Genomic DNA, 18,203 nt, shown 5'->3' on the forward strand with positions numbered 1-18,203 from the left:
CGTGTCCGGGCCTTCTTGGCTGGTGTCAGACGGTGCCGTCGCCCGAGCTCCGGGTCTCGGAGCGGGTGACGCGCTCCCCCGCCACCGGGTCGACGGTGCGGACGGTCGACTCCGTGGAGCGACGCTTCAGCATCAGGACGATGCCGATGAGGAAGACGAGCGCGCCGGCGCCCATCAGGATGTAGCCGATCATGTCGAGGTTCACCACGTCGACCTCGACATTGACGGCGAAGACGAGGATGGCCCCGATCACGAACAGCACGATTCCGGTTCCGATGCTCATGAGAACACTCCCTTTCTGAGCTGCGTCCTCCGATCCTGAGGGATGCCACCCCTCCCCCGCAGTCTCTTGACACACCAGCTCCGGGTGTGCTTATCGGGGCGTCACCGTCACCCAGTCGGCGAACTTCGGCTCTCGCCCATCACCGGAAGATGTGCCGGTCAGCCGTCGTTTCAGCCAGGGGCCGAGGTGCTCACGGAGGTATCTCGACCGACCGAGCCGCACCGTCGTGTCGGGTTCGCTGAGCGACCACCAGTCCTGTGGTGCGCTCTCCCCCAGCGCATCGAGCACCCGTGCGGCCACGCGGTGGTGTCCCCGCGTGTTCATGTGCAGGCGGTCCACCGACCAGAAGCTCGGATCGGCCAGCTCACGGTCGGGCCAGTTGAACGCGGTGATGACGTCGCCCCGCGAGCCGAGGCGCTCGACCACCGCCGCCGAGAGCTCATCTCCGCGGCGCTGGATGAGGCGGGACAGCGGGAGCTGCCCGGAAGGGTTGGCGCCCGACAGCAGGATGAGCGTCACACCCTCCTCGTCGCATCGGCGCAGCACCCGGAGGAACCCGTCGGCCACCCGCGAGATCGGTGTGCGGGGGCGGAGCATGTCGTTGCCGCCGCCGTTGAAGGACAGGTGGGTCGGCTTCAGCGCGAGGGCGCGCTCGAGCTGCTCGTCGACGATCGGCTGGATCAGCTTGCCGCGGATGGCGAGGTTCGCGTACTGCACCGTGTCGCCGCGCGAGTCCGCCCAGCCCTGCGCGACGAGGTCCGCCCATCCGCGGGGGATGCCGCCGATCTCGTCGCCGACACCTTCGGTGAACGAGTCGCCGATCGCGACGTATCTGACCTCTGCCACTGATTCAGTCTACGAGCGGCTCACTCCTCGAGGGCCTCGCCGGACTTGTCGACGAGCGCCCACGCGGCGGCGGCGGCGATCACGAAGAACACCGCGAAGACGACGAAGACCACCGGCGCGCCACCCACGCCGAGCAGGAGCGGCACCGCAGGAGGGGCGACGATCGACGCGATGCGGCCGACGCCGGCCGCCCAGCCGGCTCCGGTCGCGCGGAGCGACGTCGGGTACATCTCCGGGGTCACCGCGTAAAGCGCGCCCCACGCGCCCAGGTTGAAGAACGACAGGGCCATCCCGGTGGCGAGGATCGACCACACCTCGGACGCCTGCCCGAACAGGAGCGCCGAGACCGCGGACCCGGCGAGGAAGACGGAGAGCGTCGCGCGCCGGCCCCACACCTCGATGAGCCAGGCTGCGACGGCATAGCCCGGAAGCTGTGCGAGCGTGATGATGAGCGTGAACCCGAAGGACCTCACCAGGTCGTAGCCCTGCGAGAACAGCAGTGTCGGGATCCAGATGAACGCGCCGTAGTAGGCGAAGTTCACACAGAACCACACGACCCAGAGGGCAAGGGTCCGCCGGCGCAGGGCCGGGGCCCAGAGCCCGGCGAGTCGCTGCCCGACGGTCAGGGCGCGTGCGGGCGCGGTGTGCGTGGGGGCGGGCGCCTCATCGACGGCGCGTGTCCCGAAGAGGGCGGGCGCCTGCTCGAGATCGCGCACGACGGCATCCGCTTCCGTCGTCCGCCCGCGACCGGCGAGCCAGCGCGGGGATTCCGGGAGCGCCCAGCGCACGACGATCGCATAGACGGCGGGGATCGCCCCGATCGCCAGGGCCCACCGCCACCCCTCGTCGAGGTTGGGGATGACGAGGAATCCGATGAGAGCGGATGCCGTCCACCCGACCGCCCAGAAGGCCTCCAGGATCACGATGATCCGACCGCGCATGCGAGCCGGGGCGAACTCGCTCACATACGTGGACGCCACCGGAAGCTCGGCCCCGAGCCCGAGGCCGACGATGAACCGGAGTATGATCAGCGCGATCACTCCCCCGGCAAGGGCGCTCGCGCCGGTCGCCAGACCGTAGACGAGGAGGGTCAGGGCGAACACCGAGCGCCGCCCGATGCGGTCTGCGAGGAGGCCGCCGAGCGTCGCACCGATCGCCATGCCGGCGAATCCCGCCGAGGCGATCCAGGACGTCGCCTGAGTGGAGAGCTCCCACTGTGCGACGAGGGCGGTGATGACGAAGGAGATCAATCCGACGTCCATGGCGTCCAGCGCCCATCCGGTGCCGGAGCCGGTCAGCACCCGCAGATGCGTTCGGGTGAACGGCAGCCGATCCAATCGGCGCGCGACGGTGTCAGAGGACGTGACGGTCATCTCTGAATGCTACGAGGCGCACGCCGCCTGCGCCGGTCGCCGGTGACTCATTCCGACAGCATGTCGCGGACCAGGGGGATCACCTTCGTGCCGTAGAGCTCGATGGAGCGCATCAGCTTGTCGTGCCCCAGGGTGCCGTTGGCGTACTTGAGGTCGAAACGGCCCGCTCCGAGCGTCCGGATGGTCGTCGCGATCTTGGTCGCGACGGTCTCGGGCGAGCCGACGTAGATGGCGCCTTCCGGGCCGGCCTCCTGCTGAAAGCGGAGTCGACTGTACGCGGGCCAGCCGCGCTCGCGACCGATCGAGTTGTTCTGCGCCTCGAAGCCCGGGTAGGCCTCCTCCCACGCCTGCTCGTCGGTCTCGGCGATGTGACCGGGCGAGTGGATGCCGATCGGCAGCGCCTCTCGGCCCATCTCACCGACCGCGCGGTGGTAGAGGTCGACGTATGGGCGAAACCGCGCTGCGGAGCCGCCGATGATGGCCAGCATGAGCCCGTATCCGTAGCGGGCCGTGCGGATGACGGACTCCGGTGAGCCGCCGACGCCTACCCAGGCGCGGAAGCCGCCTTCGGTCTTCGGGTACACGTCCGCGGCGTTGAGAGCCGCGCGGGTGGTGCCCTGCCAGGTGACCGGCTTCTCGGTGCGAAGCAGGGAGAACAGCTCCAGCTTCTCCTCGAACAGCGCCTCGTAGTCGGAGAGGTCGTACCCGAACAGCGGGAAGGATTCGATGAACGAGCCGCGCCCGAGGATGATCTCGGCCCGGCCGTTCGAGATCGCGTTCAGGGTGGCGAATCGCTCGTACACCCGCACCGGGTCATCGCTCGAGAGCACGGTGACGGCGGTGCCCACCCGGATACGCTCGGTGCGTGCGGCGATCGCCGACAGGACGATCTCGGGGCTCGACACCGCGAAGTCGGGACGGTGGTGCTCCCCCACCCCGATGAAGTCGACGCCGACGGCATCCGCCAGGGTGCCCTGCTCGACGAGGTTGCGGATCGCCTGCGCATCGCTGACGCGCGCACCGCTGACGTCGAGGGTGATGTCACCGAAGGTGTCGAGTCCGAGTTCCACTGCGGTCATGGTGCCGCCCCTTTCATTCACCCGTATACAAGTCGGTGGGAGGCCCGGTCATTCCCGGACCTCCCATCGGACTCTTGTCAGCCGTGCGCGAGCGCGGCGCGGAGGGTGTCGAGTCCGACACCGCCCAGGCGGAGGGCCCGCATGTGGAATGCCTTGATGTCGAAGTCGGCCCCGGCACGCTGCTGCGCGTCGTCGCGGATCTGCTCCCAGATGCGCTGGCCGACCTTGTACGAGGGCGCCTGTCCGGGCCACCCGAGGTAGCGGTTCACCTCGAACTGCACGAACTCGTCCGACATGTTGACGTTGCGCCGCATGAACTCCAGCGCGTAGTCGGCGTCCCAGACGCCCTGACCGTCGGGACGCTGCTTGCCGAGGTGCACGCCGATGTCGAGGACCACACGCGCAGCGCGCATGCGCTGGCCGTCGAGCATTCCGAGCTTGTCAGCCGGGTCGTCGAGGTAGCCGAGCTGCTCCATGAGGCGCTCCGCATAGAGCGCCCAGCCCTCCGCGTGACCGCTGGAGCCTGCCAGCAGACGGCGCCACGAGTTCAGCTCGGCGCGGTTGTACACGGCCTGCGCGATCTGCAGGTGATGACCCGGCACGCCCTCGTGGTACACCGTCGTCAGCTCGCGCCAGGTGTCGAACGTGTCGACGCCCTCGGGGACAGACCACCACATCCGTCCCGGTCGGGAGAAGTCGTCGGTCGGGCCGGTGTAGTAGATGCCGCCCTCATTGGTGGGGGCGATCATGCACTCCAGTCGACGCATCGGCTCAGCGATGTCGAAGTGGGTGCGACCGAGTTCCTCGACGGCGCGGTCGCTGGTCTCCTGCATCCATCGCTGCAGCGCGTCGGTGCCGTGGAGCTTGCGGGTCGGGTCCTGCTCGAGGAAGGCGACGGCCTCTTCGACGCTCGCGCCGGCCTTGATCTCGTTCGCGATCGACTCCTGCTCCGCGACCATGCGGGCTAGTTCCTCGACACCCCACTCGTACGTTTCGTCGAGGTCGATCGTCGCGCCCAGGAAGCGCCGCGAGTGCAGGCCGTAGAGCTCCCGGCCGACGCCGTCGGTCTCGGTGGCGACCGGGGCGAGCTCATCTGCCAGGAATGCGGCGAGCTGGTCGTAAGCGGTGCGCGCGGCATCCGCGTTCGTGCGGAGATCGCTGACGAGGGATGCCGGCAGATCCGCGCCCTGCGCGTTCGCGCCCCCGACGAAAGACGTGAAGAAGCCGTCCTCGGCGGTGTACCGGCCGATCTGCGTGACGACCTCGCTCACCTGCCGGCGTGCCGGGACGACGCCCTCGGAGATGCCCTGACGGAGGGTCGAGACGTATCCGGACAGCGCCTCCGGCAGCGCGGCCAGGCGCGTCGCGATCGTGCTCCAGTCGTCGGCGGTGTCGGTCGGCATGAGGTCGAAGGCGCTGCGGAACTCCTGCGCCGGCGAGGCGATCACGTTGACGTCGCGGAGGTGCGACTTCGCCTCGTGCAGTTCGATCTGCAGCTTCAGCTCGGCCGCGAGGTCCATCTGCGTGACCTCGTCGACGTCGTCGACGGGCTTCTCGGACTCAAGGGCTCGCAGCGTCGCGCGCGCCTCTCCGACGGCGCGCTCAGCGCCGGCGGGCGAGAGGTCGTCGAGGCGCCCGTTGTGCTCGGTGCGCCCGATATAGGTCGCGGTGGTCGGGAAGAGCTCGGCAAGAGTGTCCACCCAGGCCGCTGCGATCGTGTCGATCGGCGTGGGGGTGCGTTGTGCGTCGGTCATCCTTCGAGCGTACCGACGCCCGCGGTCAGTGTGCGGCTTCGTCCCAGTCCGCGCCGCGTCCGATCTGCACCTCGAGCGGGACCGAGAGGTCCGCGGCATCCCCCATCCGGGTGCGGACGATGTCCGCGACCGCGTCCCACTCTCCCGCAGCCACCTCGATCACGAGTTCGTCGTGGATCTGCAGCAGCACGCGCGAGGCGAGCGCCTTGTCCGCGAGGTCCTGGTGGATCTCGTTGAGCGCGATCTTCATGATGTCGGCGGCGCTGCCCTGGATGGGGGCGTTGAGCGCGGCGCGTTCGGCGTTCTCCCGCAGTACCCGGTTGGGGCTCGTGAGGTCCGGGAAGGGCCGCCGGCGGCCGAAGATCGTCTCGGTGTAGCCGTCGATCCGCGCCTGTTCGACCGACGAGCGCAGGTAGTCGCGCACCGCGCCGAAGCGTGCGAAGTACTCCAGCATGAGCTGCTTGGCCTCGGACTGCTCGATGCGCAGCTGCTTGGACAGCCCGAAGGCGCTCAGCCCGTAGACGAGACCGTACGACATCGCCTTCACCTTCGTGCGCATCGGGGCGGTGACCTCGGCCGGCTCGACGCCGAACACCCGTGCGCCGACGAACCTGTGCAGGTCCTCGCCGGAGTTGAAGGCCTCGATGAGCCCCGGATCCCCCGACAGGTGCGCCATGATCCGCATCTCGATCTGCGAGTAGTCCGCCGTGAGCAGGGTCTCGTATCCCTCGCCCACTTCGAAGGCCGCGCGGATGCGGCGGGACTCCTCGTTGCGGATCGGGATGTTCTGCAGGTTCGGGTCGGTGCTCGAGAGCCGCCCGGTCTGGCTGCCGGTCTGCACGTAGGTCGTGTGGATCCGGTGATCCTCGCCGATTCCGACGGTGAGCGACTCGATGATCTGCCGGAGCTTGGTCGCCTCGCGGTGCTGCAGGAGGAGGCCGAGAAACGGGTGCGGGTGGGAGTCCTGCAGGTCGGCGAGCACGGCGGCATCCGTCGAATAGCCGGTCTTGGTCTTGCGGGTCTTCGGCAGCTCCAGCTGCTCGAAGAGCACCTCCTGCAGCTGCTTCGGGGAGCCGAGGTTCACCTCGCGCCCGATGATGCCGTACGCTTCCTGCGCGATCGCATCGGCGCGCGCGCCGAGTTCGGCCGAGAACCCGCTGAGCTTCTCGCGCGACACGGCGACCCCGGCGAGCTCCATGTCGGCGAGGGCGTCGAGGGTGGGGAGCTCGATGTCGGTGAGGACGGATGCCACGGACTCGGGCAGTTCCGCCCGCTCTGCGGCGGCCACGCGGAGCGAGAACCAGGCGAGCTGCCCCGGTGTCGCACCCTCGGTCTCGGGGACGAGCTGGGACGGATCGGCCTCGGGGAGCTTCTCGTCCAGATAGCGGTCGACGAGGTCGGCGAGGGACTTGTCGGGGAGGCTCGGGCGGAGCAGCCACCCGGCGAGGAGCGTGTCGAACCGGAGCCCGCCGAGACGGATGCCGGCGCGTCGGAGCGCCTTCACCTGCACCTTGGCGTCGGTCATCAGCTTCGGCGCATCCGACTCCAGCCAGTCATGGATCGCCTCGGACAGTGCGGGAGTCCACTCGGCTTCGAGGACCTCACCGAGGGTGGCGGCGCCGACGCGGGACGGCACGCCGCCGGCGACGGTGACGGTGAGCGCGACCTCTTCGGTGCGGGCATCCAGCCACGCCGCGAGCGTCGCGGGATCGGCCTCGACCGGGGTGGGCGCGACCACGTCGGGGGTCACCGGGTCGGGCTCCGCCCCGACTGCTTCGAACACGCGCGGCAGCAGCGTGCGGAACTCCAGGCGCGCGAAGATGTCACGGACGGCCTGCTGGTCGAGCGGACGGACGGCGAGGTCTTCAGGGGCGTACTCCAACTCGACGTCGCGCAGGAGGGCGTTGAGCTGCCGGTTGCGGCGTACGTCGTCGAGGTGCTCGCGGAGGTTGCCGCCGACGACGCCCTTGATCTCGTCGGCACGCTCGAGCAGTGCGTCGAGGCTGCCGAACTGCGTCAGCCACTTCACGGCCGTCTTCTCACCCACCTTCGGGACACCGGGCAGGTTGTCACTCGTCTCTCCGACGAGGGCGGCGATGTCGGGGTAGTTCGCCGGTGGCAGACCGTACTTCTCCACGACCGCGTCGGGCGTGTAGCGCTTGAGCTGCGAGACACCCTGCACGCTCGGGTAGAGCAGCGTGACCTGGTCGGTGACGAGCTGGATCGTGTCACGGTCCCCCGAGCAGACGAGCACGTCGAACCCCTGGGCGGCGCCCTGGGTGGCGAGGGTCGCGAGGATGTCGTCGGCCTCGTAGTCCTCCTTCGTGAGCACCGGCACGCCCATCGCGGCGAGGCACTCCTGCAGGAGGGGGATCTGCCCCTTGAATTCCGCCGGGGACTCGGAGCGGTTCGCCTTGTACTCCTCGTACACGCGCGTGCGGAACGACTGCCGCGAGGTGTCGAACGCGACCGCCAGGTGGGTCGGCTTCTCGGCCTTCAAGAGGTTCACGAACATCGACAGGAAGCCGTAGATGCCGTTGGTGTGCTGGCCGTCCTTGGTCGAGAAGTTGTCGACCGGGAGGGCGTAGAACGCACGGTAGGCCAACGAATGGCCGTCGACGACGAGGAGGGTAGGCTTTCCGGAGTCGGTCACCGAACCAGCCTAGTCAGGCCCTCGGACACCGCGTCCCGCACCCGCATCGCACGAAGGTGAGCCATGCCAGAAACCTCCGCCCCCGCTGACGCGGCCCTCGAGTGGGCCATCGGACGAGGCCTCGGTGCACTGGCGGACAAGATGGGCATCGAGTGGGTGGAGTTCACCCCCGAGCGCTGCATCGCCCGCATGCCCGTCGAGGGCAACACCCAGCCGGTGGGTCTCCTGCACGGCGGCGCCTACGTCGTCATCGGCGAGACGATGGGATCGATGCATGCGAACTACCACGCCGGTCCCGGTCGCCTGGCCGTAGGTATCGACATCAACGCGACGCACACCCGCTCCGCCACCGAAGGCTGGGTGACGGCGGTCTGCACGCCCATCCACCTCGGCCGCAGCCTCACCGTGCACGAGATCGCGATCAGCGACGAGCAGGGCCGCCGCTGCTCGACGGTCCGCATCACCAACATGGTCAAAGACCGGTGAAGACGACGGATGCCGGGTGGCGAACCACCCGGCATCCGGAAATCCTCTGCTCGGTCAGCCCTTCTTAGGCGCGAGCTGCTCGATGATCGCCTTCGCGACGTCCTGCATGGTCAGGCGGCGGTCCATGGACGCCTTCTGGATCCACCGGAACGCGTCGGGCTCGGACAGGCCCATCTTCTCGTTGAGCAGGCCCTTGGCCCGGTCGACGAGCTTGCGGGTCTCGAAGCGCTCGACCATGTCGGCGACCTCGGCCTCGAGGGTGATGATCTGCTCGTAGCGGGCGAGGGCGATCTCGATCGCGGGGAGCAGGTCGTTCGGGGTGAACGGCTTCACGACGTAGGCCAGCGCGCCGGCCTCGCTCGCGCGCTCCACGAGCTCCTTCTGGCTGAACGCCGTGAGGAGCACGACCGGGGCGACGTGGTTCTTGCTGAGCTTCTCGGCCGCGCTGATGCCGTCGAGCACGGGCATCTTCACGTCCATGATGACGAGGTCGGGGCGCAGCTCGGTGGCGAGCTGGACGGCGGTCTCACCGTCACCGGCCTCGCCGACCACGTCGAAACCGCTGTCACGCAGGATCTCGACGATGTCGAGTCGAATGAGCGACTCGTCCTCTGCGACGACGACGCGACGCGGGGTGGGTGCGGCCTGGGGTGCCGTAGTGGGTTCCTGCTCAGTCACGGTGTCCATCCTAGGCCAGGTCTCCCCCGGCGCCTGCGGTATCGTCGTGTGTACGTGCGCCGATGTGGCGGAATGGCAGACGCGACCGACTCAAACTCGGTTGTCTTCGGACGTGTGGGTTCGACTCCCACCATCGGCACGTCAGTCCTTCGGACCTCTGCCCGTGAAGCGGTCCATGGACGAGTAGACCTTGAACACGTGGCGCGCCAGCGCGTCCCACGGCCGCGTCGGCAGCACACCGCGGAGAGCCATCGCGAGCTTCACCGTCCACGGCCGGAGGACCATCGGCGTGCCGCGGCGCATGCCCTGCCACGCCGCCTGGGTAGCTTGGCGCGGCGTGAGGATCGGGGTCAGCAGCGGGCCTCGGGCGCCTGCGAACATCCCGGTGGAGACGTAGCTGGGGCAGAACGTGGTGACGGCGATGTGCCGGTGCCCGTGCGACTCGAGCTCGAGCCGCAGGGACTCGCTCCAGCCGATCATCGCCCACTTCGACGCGGCGTAGACGCTCATGTTGGGGTTCGCCAGGGTGCCCGCGGCTGAGGCGATGTTCAGCACGCGCTTCGGCGTGTCGCCGTCCGCGATCATCGCGGGGAGCAGTTCGCGGGTGAGCCACATCGCGGCGAGGGTGTTCACCCGCAGGGTGCCCTCGATGTCGCGCTCGGGGTCGTGCTCCCAGAACGGCGCACCGCGCACGATGCCGGCGTTGTTGATGATGATGTCGATGCCGCCGCAGTCTTCGGTGACAGCGGATGCCACGCGCGCGATGTCCTCGCGATCGGAGAGGTCGACGCGGTACCCCCGCACCTGAACCCCCGATCGGGCGAGTTCGGCTGCCAGCGGCGCCGTGTCGGCGACGTCCAGGAGGGCGACGGCACGCGCTCCCCCGGCGACGGCGCGGCGCGCGTACAACTCCCCCATCCCGCGGGCGGCACCGGTGATGAGAACCCGGGAGTTCGGGACGGGATCGATCTGAGCCATGCTGTCTCCTTGCACGTCGCGACGATCCCGACGATACCCGGTCCCACACACGAAGAAACGGCGTCCCCTTTCGGGGACGCCGTTCTCCGACGAAGACCGTAGGTCAGCGCTTGCGGCGACCGACGATGAGTCCGTAGATCAGCAGCACGATCAGCGAGCCGCCGATCGCAAGGAGCCACGTCTGCAGGCTCCAGAACTCCTCGAGCGGAGCGTCGAACAGGACGCTGCCGAGCCAACCGCCCAGCAGGGCGCCGACGACGCCGAGCAGCAGCGTGATGAACCATCCGCCACCCTGCTTACCGGGCAGGATCAGCTTCGCGATGGCCCCGGCGATGAGGCCGAGGATGAGGAAGGCGATGAAACCCATGGGGACCTCCGATTCGATGATGGATCACCCACGATAACCGGGGGCAACCGCCGTCACGGATGCCCTTTCGCGCAACAGAACGACGTGATAAGACGCCGAAGAGGCGGGCACCCGTGGGCGCCCGCCTCCCGATGACCGTGGTTACTTCTCGGCCTTGTAGATCGGTGCCTTGCCGTGGACGGCATCGCCGATCTTGTGGATGCGGATGTCGTTCGTCGACCCGATGATCCCGGGAGGGGATCCGGAGATCACCACGACCTTGTCGCCCTCTTCCAGGAGGCCCCGCGACAGGAAGTGGTGGTCGACCTGGAGGAACATGAGGTCGGTGTGCGCGACGTGCTCCACGAGCGCCGACTGAACGCCCCAGGTGAGGGCCATGCGGCGGCGGATCGCGGGCTCGATCGTGAAGGCGAGCATGGGGATGGCGGGGCGCAGCCGCGACATGCGACGGGCCGTGTCACCGGATTCGGTGAAGACGCAGATGTACTTCGCCTCGACGAACTCCGCGACCTCGTTCGCGGCGAGGGTGATGATGCCGCCCTGCGTGCGGGGCTTGGTCGTCAGCGGCGAGATGCGCTCGAGTCCATGGGTCTCGGTCGCCTCGATGATGCGCGCCATCGTCTCCACGACACCCACGGGGTGCTTTCCGACGCTTGTCTCGCCCGAGAGCATGACCGCGTCTGCGCCGTCGAGGACGGCGTTGGCGACGTCGCTCGTCTCGGCGCGGGTGGGCACCGGGTTGTCGATCATCGTCTCGAGCATCTGCGTTGCGACGATGACGGGCTTGGCCATCCGGCGGCACAGCTCGACGGCGCGCTTCTGGACGATCGGCACCGCCTCGAGCGGCAGCTCCACGCCCAGGTCGCCGCGGGCCACCATGATGCCGTCGAACGCGTCGATGATCTCCTCGAGGGCGTCCACCGCCTGCGGCTTCTCGATCTTGGCGATCACGGGAACCTTCCGGCCCTCTTCCGCCATGATCTCGTGCACACGGGTGACGTCGGCCGCGTTGCGCACGAACGACAGTGCCACGATGTCGGCGCCGGCGCGCAGACCCCACCGGAGGTCGGCCTCGTCCTTCTCCGACAGCGCGGGGACGTTGACGGCGACACCGGGCAGGTTGATGCCCTTGTTGTTGGACACCGGTCCCGCGACGATGACCTTCGTCGTGACGACGGGGCCGTCGACGGAAGTGACCTCGACACGGACCTTGCCGTCATCGATCAGGAGGAAATCTCCCAGCTTGACGTCCTCGGGAAGACCCTTGAACGTCGTGGAGACGATCTCCTTGGTGCCCGGGATGTCCTCGGTCGTGATCTTGAAGACGTCGCCCTTGGCGAGCTCGTGCGGCCCGTCCGCGAAGCGGCCGAGACGGATCTTGGGACCCTGCAGGTCGACGAGGACGGCGACGGCGCGGCCGGCGTCCTCGGATGCCTTCCGCACGTTCGCGAGGCGGGCATCGTGGTCGGCGTAGTCGCCGTGGCTCAGGTTGAAACGGGTGACGTCCACGCCGGCATCGATGATCGCACGGACCATCTCATAGCTCTCGGTGGCGGGACCCAGGGTGGCGACGATCTTCGCGCGTCTCACAGAATTTGCTCCGTCGGGGTTCTTGGATGAGGGGCTGTGTACGGTCCCAGCCTAGGCGGGCTGGAGGCCGATCGCGACGTCGGTCGGGCGGACCGGCGACGGGAGTTCGGTGGACCCCATGAGGTATTCGTCGACCGCCGCGGCGGCTGCGCGACCCTCGGCGATGGCCCACACGATGAGGGACTGCCCGCGCCCGGCGTCGCCGGCCACGAACACTCCGGCGGCGGTCGACTGGTAGTCGTCCGCACGCTCGACGTTGCCGCGAGAGGTGAACACCGCGCCGAGCTGCTGCTCGAGCGATGCGCGCTCGGGGCCGGTGAAGCCCATCGCGATGAGCACCAGGTCGGCGGGGATCTCCCGCTCGGTGCCGCTCTTGGGAACGCGGCGCCCGTCGACGAACTCGGTTTCGGCCACGCGCAGCGCGCGGACCTCCCCCGCCTCGTTGCCGAGGAATTCAACGGTCGAGGCGAGATAGGCGCGTTCGCCGCCCTCTTCGTGTGCGGAGGACACCTCGAAGACGGTGGGGGCCATCGGCCACGGCTGGTGATCGGGTCGCGAGGACGGCGGCTGGGCGCCGATGGCGAGGTTCGTCACGCTGAGCGCACCCTGCCGGTGCGCCGTGCCGATGCAGTCGGCGCCGGTGTCACCGCCGCCGATGACGATGACGTGCTTGCCCTCGGCGTCGATCCGGTGGGGCACCTGGTCCCCCGCGACCGCCTTGTTCGCCTCGACGAGGTACTCCATCGCGAAGTGCACCCCGTCGAGGTCGCGGCCGGGGATCGCCAGGTCGCGCGGCAGCGTCGCGCCGGTCGCGACGACGACGGCGTCGTACCGGGCGCGGAGGTCGGACCAGGACAGGTCCTTGCCGATCTCGACCCCGGCGCGGAACCGCGTGCCCTCGTCGCGCATCTGACGGAGGCGGGTTTCGAGGTGGCGCTTCTCCATCTTGAAATCGGGGATGCCGTAACGCAGCAGACCGCCGATGCGGTCATCGCGCTCGTATACGGCGACGGTGTGCCCGGCGCGGGTCAGCTGCTGCGCGGCTGCCAGGCCCGCCGGTCCCGAGCCGACGACGGCGACGGTCTTGCCGGTGAGGCGCCCCGGGGGCTCTGCCTCGACCCACCCGTGGGCGAACGCCTCGTCGATCGTCGAGACCTCGATCTGCTTGATCGTGACGGCGGGCTGGTTGATCCCCAGCACGCAGGAGCTCTCGCACGGCGCGGGGCAGAGCCGTCCCGTGAACTCCGGGAAGTTGTTCGTCGCGTGCAGACGTTCGATCGCCGCGCGTCCCTCGCCTCGCCAGGTCAGGTCGTTCCACTCCGGGATGAGGTTCCCGAGCGGGCACCCCTTGTGGCAGAACGGGATGCCGCAGTCCATGCAGCGGCCGGCCTGCCGACGGAGCACGGCCGTGTCTCCGGGCTCGTACACCTCTTTCCAGTCCATGATGCGAACGGGGACGGGCCGGCGCGGCGGGAGTTCGCGCTCGGTGACTTTCAGGAAGCCCTTGGGATCAGCCACCGGTCACCTCCAGGATGCGGGTCCAGACGACGTCGCCATCGGGGTCGAGCCCCTCGGCGGCGGCATCCTGACGGGTTTTCAGGACAGCGGCGTAGTCACGCGGCAGCACGCGCGTGAAGTTCGCCGCCTCGGTGTCGAGATCGGCCAGCAGACGCTCCGCGAGGTCCGAGCCGGTCTCCTCGACGTGGCGCGTGAGGAGGTCCCGGAGGATCTCCAGGTCGCCGGCGCCGAGCTCGAGCAGCTCGAGTTCGCCGCTGGCGACGGACTCGCGGTTGAGCAGTGTGCGGTCGAGCTTGTAAATGTAGGCGCTGCCACCGGACATGCCCGCACCGAGGTTGCGCCCGGTGCGGCCGAGGATCACCGCGAGCCCGCCGGTCATGTACTCGAGGGCGTGGTCGCCGACGCCTTCGACGACTGCGGTGGCTCCGGAGTTCCGCACCAGGAAGCGCTCACCGACCACGCCGCGCAGGAACATCGAGCCCCGTGTCGCACCGTAGCCGATCACGTTGCCGGCGATCACGTTCTCCGAGGCGTCGAAGGTCGCGCCGCGCGGGGGCCGCACCACGATCTCGCCGCCGGAGAGCCCCTTGCCGACGTAGTCGTTCGAGTCGCCTTCCAGGCGGAGGGTGATACCCGACGGGAGGAAGGCGCCGAAGGACTGACCGGCGGAGCCGGTGAGGTTCACTTCGATCGTGCCGGCCGGGAGACCCTGCTCGCCGCGCGCACGGGTCACATAGTGTCCGAGCATCGTACCGACCGCGCGCTCCGTGTTGCGGATCGGCAAGTCGATGACGACGTGACCACCGTGCTCCACGACGTCACGCGACCGCTCGAGCAGTGCGACGTCGAAGTGCGCCTCCAGCTCGTGCTCCTGGTCACGCACGTGGCGGCGAGGCGCGGCATCCGTGAAAACAGGACCCTCCAGGAGCGGCGTCAGGTCGAGACCGTGCGCCTTCCAGTGGTCGACGGCCGGCTGCACGTCGAGGACCTCGGTGTGGCCGACCGCCTCGTCGATGGAGCGGAAGCCGAGTTCGGCGAGATACTCGCGAACCTCCTGCGCGATGAACTCCATGAAGTTCACGACGTGGTCGGCCTTGCCGGTGAAGCGCGAGCGGAGAACCGGGTTCTGCGTCGCGACGCCGACGGGGCACGTGTCGAGGTGGCAGACGCGCATCATGATGCAGCCCTCGACGACCAGCGCGCTGGTGGCGAAGCCGAACTCCTCCGCGCCCAGCAGCGCCGCGATGAGGACGTCGCGACCGGTCTTCAGCTGACCGTCCGCCTGCACGACCACGCGTCCGCGCATGTCGTTGAGCATCAGCGTCTGCTGCGTCTCGGCGAGCCCCAGCTCCCACGGCGTGCCGGCGTGCTTGAGGGAGTTCAGCGGGCTCGCACCGGTTCCGCCGTCGTGTCCCGAGACGAGGATCACGTCGGCGAGGGCCTTGGCCGTTCCGGCCGCGACCGCGCCGATGCCGGACTGGCTGACGAGCTTCACATGCACGCGTGCGGACGGGTTGGCGCGCTTGAGATCGAAGATCAGCTGCTTGAGGTCCTCGATCGAGTAGATGTCGTGGTGCGGCGGCGGGGAGATCAGACCGACACCCGGGGTCCCGCCACGGGTGCGGGCGATCCACGGGTACACCTTCCCCGGCGGGAGCTGGCCGCCCTCGCCGGGCTTCGCGCCCTGGGCGAGCTTGATCTGAATGTCGTCCGCATGTGTCAGGTACATGCTCGTGACGCCGAAGCGCCCCGATGCGACCTGCTTGATCGCGCTGCGCCGCTCGGGGTCGAGCAGACGCTCGACGTCCTCGCCGCCCTCACCGGTGTTGGACTTCGCCCCAAGACGGTTCATCGCGATCGCGAGCGTCTCGTGCGCCTCCTGGGAGATGGAGCCGTAGCTCATGGCTCCGGTCGAGAAGCGCTTCACGATCGAGGAGACCGGCTCGACCTCGTCGATCGGAACCGCGGGCCGAAGGCCCTGACGGAGCCGGAAGAGGCCGCGGAGCGTCTTCAGCTCGGTGGCCTGCTCGTCGACCAGCTGCGTGTACTCGCGGAAGATGTCGTAGCGACGTGTCCGGGTCGAGTGCTGCAGTCGGAAGATCGTGTCGGGGTTGAACAGGTGGGGGGCGCCGTCGCGGCGCCACTGGTACTCGCCGCCGGTCCAGAGCCGCTCGTGCGCGCGGACGGCCTGGTCCTCGGGGTACGCGTAGTCGTGACGGGCCTGGTTCTCACGCGCGATCTCACGGACGCCGATGCCGCCGAGCTTGGTCTCGGTGCCCGTGAAGTAGGTGTCGACGAACTCCTGGGAGAGACCGACGGCCTCGAAGACCTGAGCGCCGGCGTAGGACGACACCGTGGAGATGCCCATCTTCGACATGATCTTCAGCACGCCCTTGCCGAGCGCGTAGATCAGGTTCTTGACGGCCTTCTCCGGCGTGACACCGGTGATGTACCCGGCGCGGACGAGGTACTCGACCGTCTCCATCGCCAGGTACGGGTTGACCGCCGACGCGCCGTAGCCGATGAGCGTCGCGACGTGGTGCACCTCGCGGACATCGCCGGCCTCGACCACGAGCCCCACCTTCATGCGGTTCTCGCGCCGGATGAGGTGGTGGTGGACGGCGGAGAGCATGAGCAGCGACGGGATCGGGACGAGGTCCTTGTTCGAGTCGCGGTCGCTCAGGATGATGAACTCGGCGCCGTCGGCGATCGCGGCGTCCACCTCGGCGCAGATCTCGTCGAGACGCGTCTTCATGGTGTCCGGACCCGCGTCGAAGCGGTAGAGCCCACGGATCGTCACCGACCGGCGCCCGGGGAGGGCGCGGTCGATGTGCTGCAGCTTCGCGAGCTCGTCGTTGTCGATAACCGGGAAGTCCAGCGTGATGACCCGCGTGTGATCCGCGCCCGAGGCGAGGAGGTTGCGCTCGGGGCCGAGTCCGAGCCCGAGCGAGGTGACGACCTCTTCGCGGATGGAGTCCAACGGGGGGTTGGTGACCTGCGCGAACTGCTGCACGAAGTAGTCGAACAGCAGGCGCGGGCGCTCGCTGAGCACGGCGATCGGCGTGTCGGAGCCCATCGCGCCGAGCGGCTCTGCGCCGACCTGCCCCATCGGGGTGAGGAGGATGCGCACCTCCTCCTCGGTGTAGCCGAACGTGCGCTGACGACGGGTGATGGAGGCGATCGGGTGGACGATGTGCTCGCGCTCGGGGAGGTCCGCGAGCCGGACGCGGCCGCTGTCGAGCCACTCCTGCCACGGCTCGAGGCGTGCGAGGTCGCGCTTGATCTCATCGTCCTCGATGATGCGGCCCTGCTCGGTGTCGACGAGGAACATGCGGCCCGGGCGCAGACGCCCGCGGCGCTTGATGCGCTCGGGCTCGAAGTCGAGGACGCCGGTCTCGCTGCCGATCACGACGAGGCCGTCGGTGGTCTCGGTCCAACGGCCGGGACGGAGCCCGTTGCGGTCGAGAGTCGCGCCCACGAGCGTGCCGTCGGTGAAGATGAGGGCGGCGGGACCGTCCCACGGCTCCATCTGCATCGAGTGATACTCGTAGAACGCGCGCAGCTCGGGGTCGATGTCCGCCTGCTTCTCGTAGGCCTCGGGGACCATCATCATGATCGCGTGCGGGAGGCTCCGACCCGTGAGGGTGAGGAGCTCCAGGACCTCGTCGAACGACGCCGAGTCGCTCTGGCCGTCGGTGCAGATCGGCAGGAGCGGACGGATGTCGCCGATGAGCTCGGACTCGAGCTGAGACTGGCGCGCGCGCATCCAGTTGCGGTTGCCGTTGACGGTGTTGATCTCACCGTTGTGGGCCAGCATGCGCAGCGGCTGCGCGAGCGGCCACGACGGGAACGTGTTGGTCGAGTACCGCGAGTGGACGACGGCGAGCTCAGTGGTGAAGCGCTCGTCCTGCAGATCGGGGTAGAACGGCTCGAGCTGGAGCGTGGTGACCATGCCCTTGTAGCCGAGGGTGCGGCTCGACAGCGAGACGAAGTAGGCGCCGATCTCGTGCTGAGCGCGCTTGCGGAGCCGGTAGGAGCGGCGGTCGAGGGCGATGCCCGACAGCGCGGGCGCATCACCGACGGCGGGGCGCGAGAGGAAGATCTGCTCGAACGCGGGGCGCGCGTCGAAGGCGAGCTTGCCGAGGTGCTCGTCGGCGGTGGGGACGTCGCGCCAGCCGAGGACCGTCAGCCCTTCAGCGGCGGCGAGCTGCTCGATCGCGGACTTCTGCGCGCTGCGCTCGTCGTCCCCTCGCGGCAGGAACGCGAGACCCGCCGCGTACTCCCCCGCCGCCGGCAGGTCGAAGTCGACCACGGCACGGAGGAAGGCGTCGGGCATCTGCGTGAGGATGCCGGCACCGTCACCGGTTCCGGCATCCGATCCGATGGCGCCGCGGTGCTCGAGGTTGCGCAGCGCCGTCAGGGCGAGGTCGACGATGTCGTGCCCCGCCTCGCCGCGGAGCGTGGCGACCATCGCGAGGCCACAGGCGTCCTTCTCGAACGCGGGGTTGTACATCCCCTGCTTCTGGGGGAACGCGCCACCGGCGATCACAGCAGACTGCGTCGTGGTGGGCTGGTGACGGGAGCTCGAGGGCATGCGA

General features: G+C 68.9%; 13 protein-coding genes and 1 tRNA gene. 2 read left to right on the top strand and 12 right to left on the bottom strand.

What is annotated here, in order from left to right; all coding sequences use genetic code 11:
* Positions 1-25 precede the first annotated feature (25 nt).
* The 6 genes from ACHFGS_RS04775 to polA form a co-directional block, all read right to left on the bottom strand.
* On the bottom strand, positions 26-283 hold the full coding sequence (locus tag ACHFGS_RS04775) for a DUF6458 family protein (protein ID WP_394279957.1): 258 nt from the start codon (positions 281-283) through the stop codon (positions 26-28).
* 90 nt (positions 284-373) lie between these two features.
* Complete coding sequence (locus tag ACHFGS_RS04780; protein ID WP_394279958.1) at positions 374-1,129, bottom strand: SGNH/GDSL hydrolase family protein; 756 nt, start codon at positions 1,127-1,129, stop codon at positions 374-376.
* A gap of 20 nt (positions 1,130-1,149) precedes the next feature.
* Positions 1,150-2,502, bottom strand: coding sequence for an MFS transporter (locus tag ACHFGS_RS04785; RefSeq protein WP_394279959.1), 1,353 nt, complete (start codon positions 2,500-2,502; stop codon positions 1,150-1,152).
* A 47-nt stretch (positions 2,503-2,549) separates the two neighbouring features.
* A complete protein-coding gene (locus ACHFGS_RS04790) occupies positions 2,550-3,581 on the bottom strand; it encodes an LLM class flavin-dependent oxidoreductase (protein WP_394279960.1) in 1,032 nt (343 codons plus the stop codon).
* 77 nt (positions 3,582-3,658) lie between these two features.
* Positions 3,659-5,335, bottom strand: coding sequence for a DUF885 domain-containing protein (locus ACHFGS_RS04795; protein WP_394279961.1), 1,677 nt, complete (start codon positions 5,333-5,335; stop codon positions 3,659-3,661).
* 25 nt (positions 5,336-5,360) lie between these two features.
* Positions 5,361-7,988, bottom strand: a complete 2,628-nt coding sequence (polA, locus tag ACHFGS_RS04800) for a DNA polymerase I (RefSeq protein WP_394279962.1) — start codon at positions 7,986-7,988, stop codon at positions 5,361-5,363.
* Between the two features lie 63 nt (positions 7,989-8,051).
* Here polA and ACHFGS_RS04805 point away from each other — a divergent pair, with 63 nt between their 5' ends.
* A complete protein-coding gene (locus ACHFGS_RS04805; RefSeq protein ID WP_394289224.1) occupies positions 8,052-8,474 on the top strand; it encodes a PaaI family thioesterase in 423 nt (140 codons plus the stop codon).
* 54 nt (positions 8,475-8,528) lie between these two features.
* Here the strand turns inward: ACHFGS_RS04805 and ACHFGS_RS04810 are convergent, their stop codons facing one another.
* A complete protein-coding gene (locus ACHFGS_RS04810; RefSeq protein WP_394279964.1) occupies positions 8,529-9,161 on the bottom strand; it encodes an ANTAR domain-containing response regulator in 633 nt (210 codons plus the stop codon).
* 49 nt (positions 9,162-9,210) lie between these two features.
* On the opposite strand from ACHFGS_RS04810, the gene ACHFGS_RS04815 reads away from it, so the two are divergent.
* A tRNA-Leu gene (locus tag ACHFGS_RS04815) sits at positions 9,211-9,291 on the top strand.
* A gap of 2 nt (positions 9,292-9,293) precedes the next feature.
* Here ACHFGS_RS04815 and ACHFGS_RS04820 read toward each other — a convergent pair.
* The 5 genes from ACHFGS_RS04820 to gltB form a co-directional block, all read right to left on the bottom strand.
* On the bottom strand, positions 9,294-10,130 hold the full coding sequence (locus ACHFGS_RS04820) for an SDR family NAD(P)-dependent oxidoreductase (RefSeq protein WP_394279965.1): 837 nt from the start codon (positions 10,128-10,130) through the stop codon (positions 9,294-9,296).
* A gap of 103 nt (positions 10,131-10,233) precedes the next feature.
* Positions 10,234-10,497, bottom strand: coding sequence for a GlsB/YeaQ/YmgE family stress response membrane protein (locus ACHFGS_RS04825; protein WP_394279966.1), 264 nt, complete (start codon positions 10,495-10,497; stop codon positions 10,234-10,236).
* A gap of 141 nt (positions 10,498-10,638) precedes the next feature.
* Positions 10,639-12,087, bottom strand: coding sequence for a pyruvate kinase (gene pyk / locus ACHFGS_RS04830; RefSeq protein ID WP_394279967.1), 1,449 nt, complete (start codon positions 12,085-12,087; stop codon positions 10,639-10,641).
* Between the two features lie 51 nt (positions 12,088-12,138).
* Positions 12,139-13,605, bottom strand: a complete 1,467-nt coding sequence (locus tag ACHFGS_RS04835; RefSeq protein ID WP_394279968.1) for a glutamate synthase subunit beta — start codon at positions 13,603-13,605, stop codon at positions 12,139-12,141.
* Positions 13,598-18,199: a glutamate synthase large subunit gene (gene gltB / locus ACHFGS_RS04840; RefSeq protein WP_394289225.1), complete on the bottom strand. Its 4,602-nt coding sequence runs from the start codon at positions 18,197-18,199 to the stop codon at positions 13,598-13,600. The genes ACHFGS_RS04835 and gltB overlap by 8 nt, the downstream gene beginning before the upstream one ends.
* Positions 18,200-18,203: the final 4 nt, after the last annotated feature.

The sequence above is a fragment of the Microbacterium sp. genome, assembly GCF_043427715.1.
Taxonomy (GTDB): Bacteria; Actinomycetota; Actinomycetes; order Actinomycetales; family Microbacteriaceae; genus Microbacterium.

Excerpts from the sequence above, each read along its gene's own strand:
- ACHFGS_RS04775 (WP_394279957.1), bottom strand. The coding sequence starts at position 283 with ATGAGCATCGGAACCGGAATCGTGCTGTTCGTGATCGGGGCCATCCTC.
- ACHFGS_RS04785 (WP_394279959.1), bottom strand. The coding sequence starts at position 2,502 with ATGACCGTCACGTCCTCTGACACCGTCGCGCGCCGATTGGATCGGCTG.
- gltB (WP_394289225.1), bottom strand. The coding sequence starts at position 18,199 with ATGCCCTCGAGCTCCCGTCACCAGCCCACCACGACGCAGTCTGCTGTG.
- ACHFGS_RS04795 (WP_394279961.1), bottom strand. The coding sequence starts at position 5,335 with ATGACCGACGCACAACGCACCCCCACGCCGATCGACACGATCGCAGCG.
- ACHFGS_RS04825 (WP_394279966.1), bottom strand. The coding sequence starts at position 10,497 with ATGGGTTTCATCGCCTTCCTCATCCTCGGCCTCATCGCCGGGGCCATC.
- ACHFGS_RS04790 (WP_394279960.1), bottom strand. The coding sequence starts at position 3,581 with ATGACCGCAGTGGAACTCGGACTCGACACCTTCGGTGACATCACCCTC.
- ACHFGS_RS04810 (WP_394279964.1), bottom strand. The coding sequence starts at position 9,161 with ATGGACACCGTGACTGAGCAGGAACCCACTACGGCACCCCAGGCCGCA.
- ACHFGS_RS04820 (WP_394279965.1), bottom strand. The coding sequence starts at position 10,130 with ATGGCTCAGATCGATCCCGTCCCGAACTCCCGGGTTCTCATCACCGGT.
- ACHFGS_RS04805 (WP_394289224.1), top strand. The coding sequence starts at position 8,052 with ATGCCAGAAACCTCCGCCCCCGCTGACGCGGCCCTCGAGTGGGCCATC.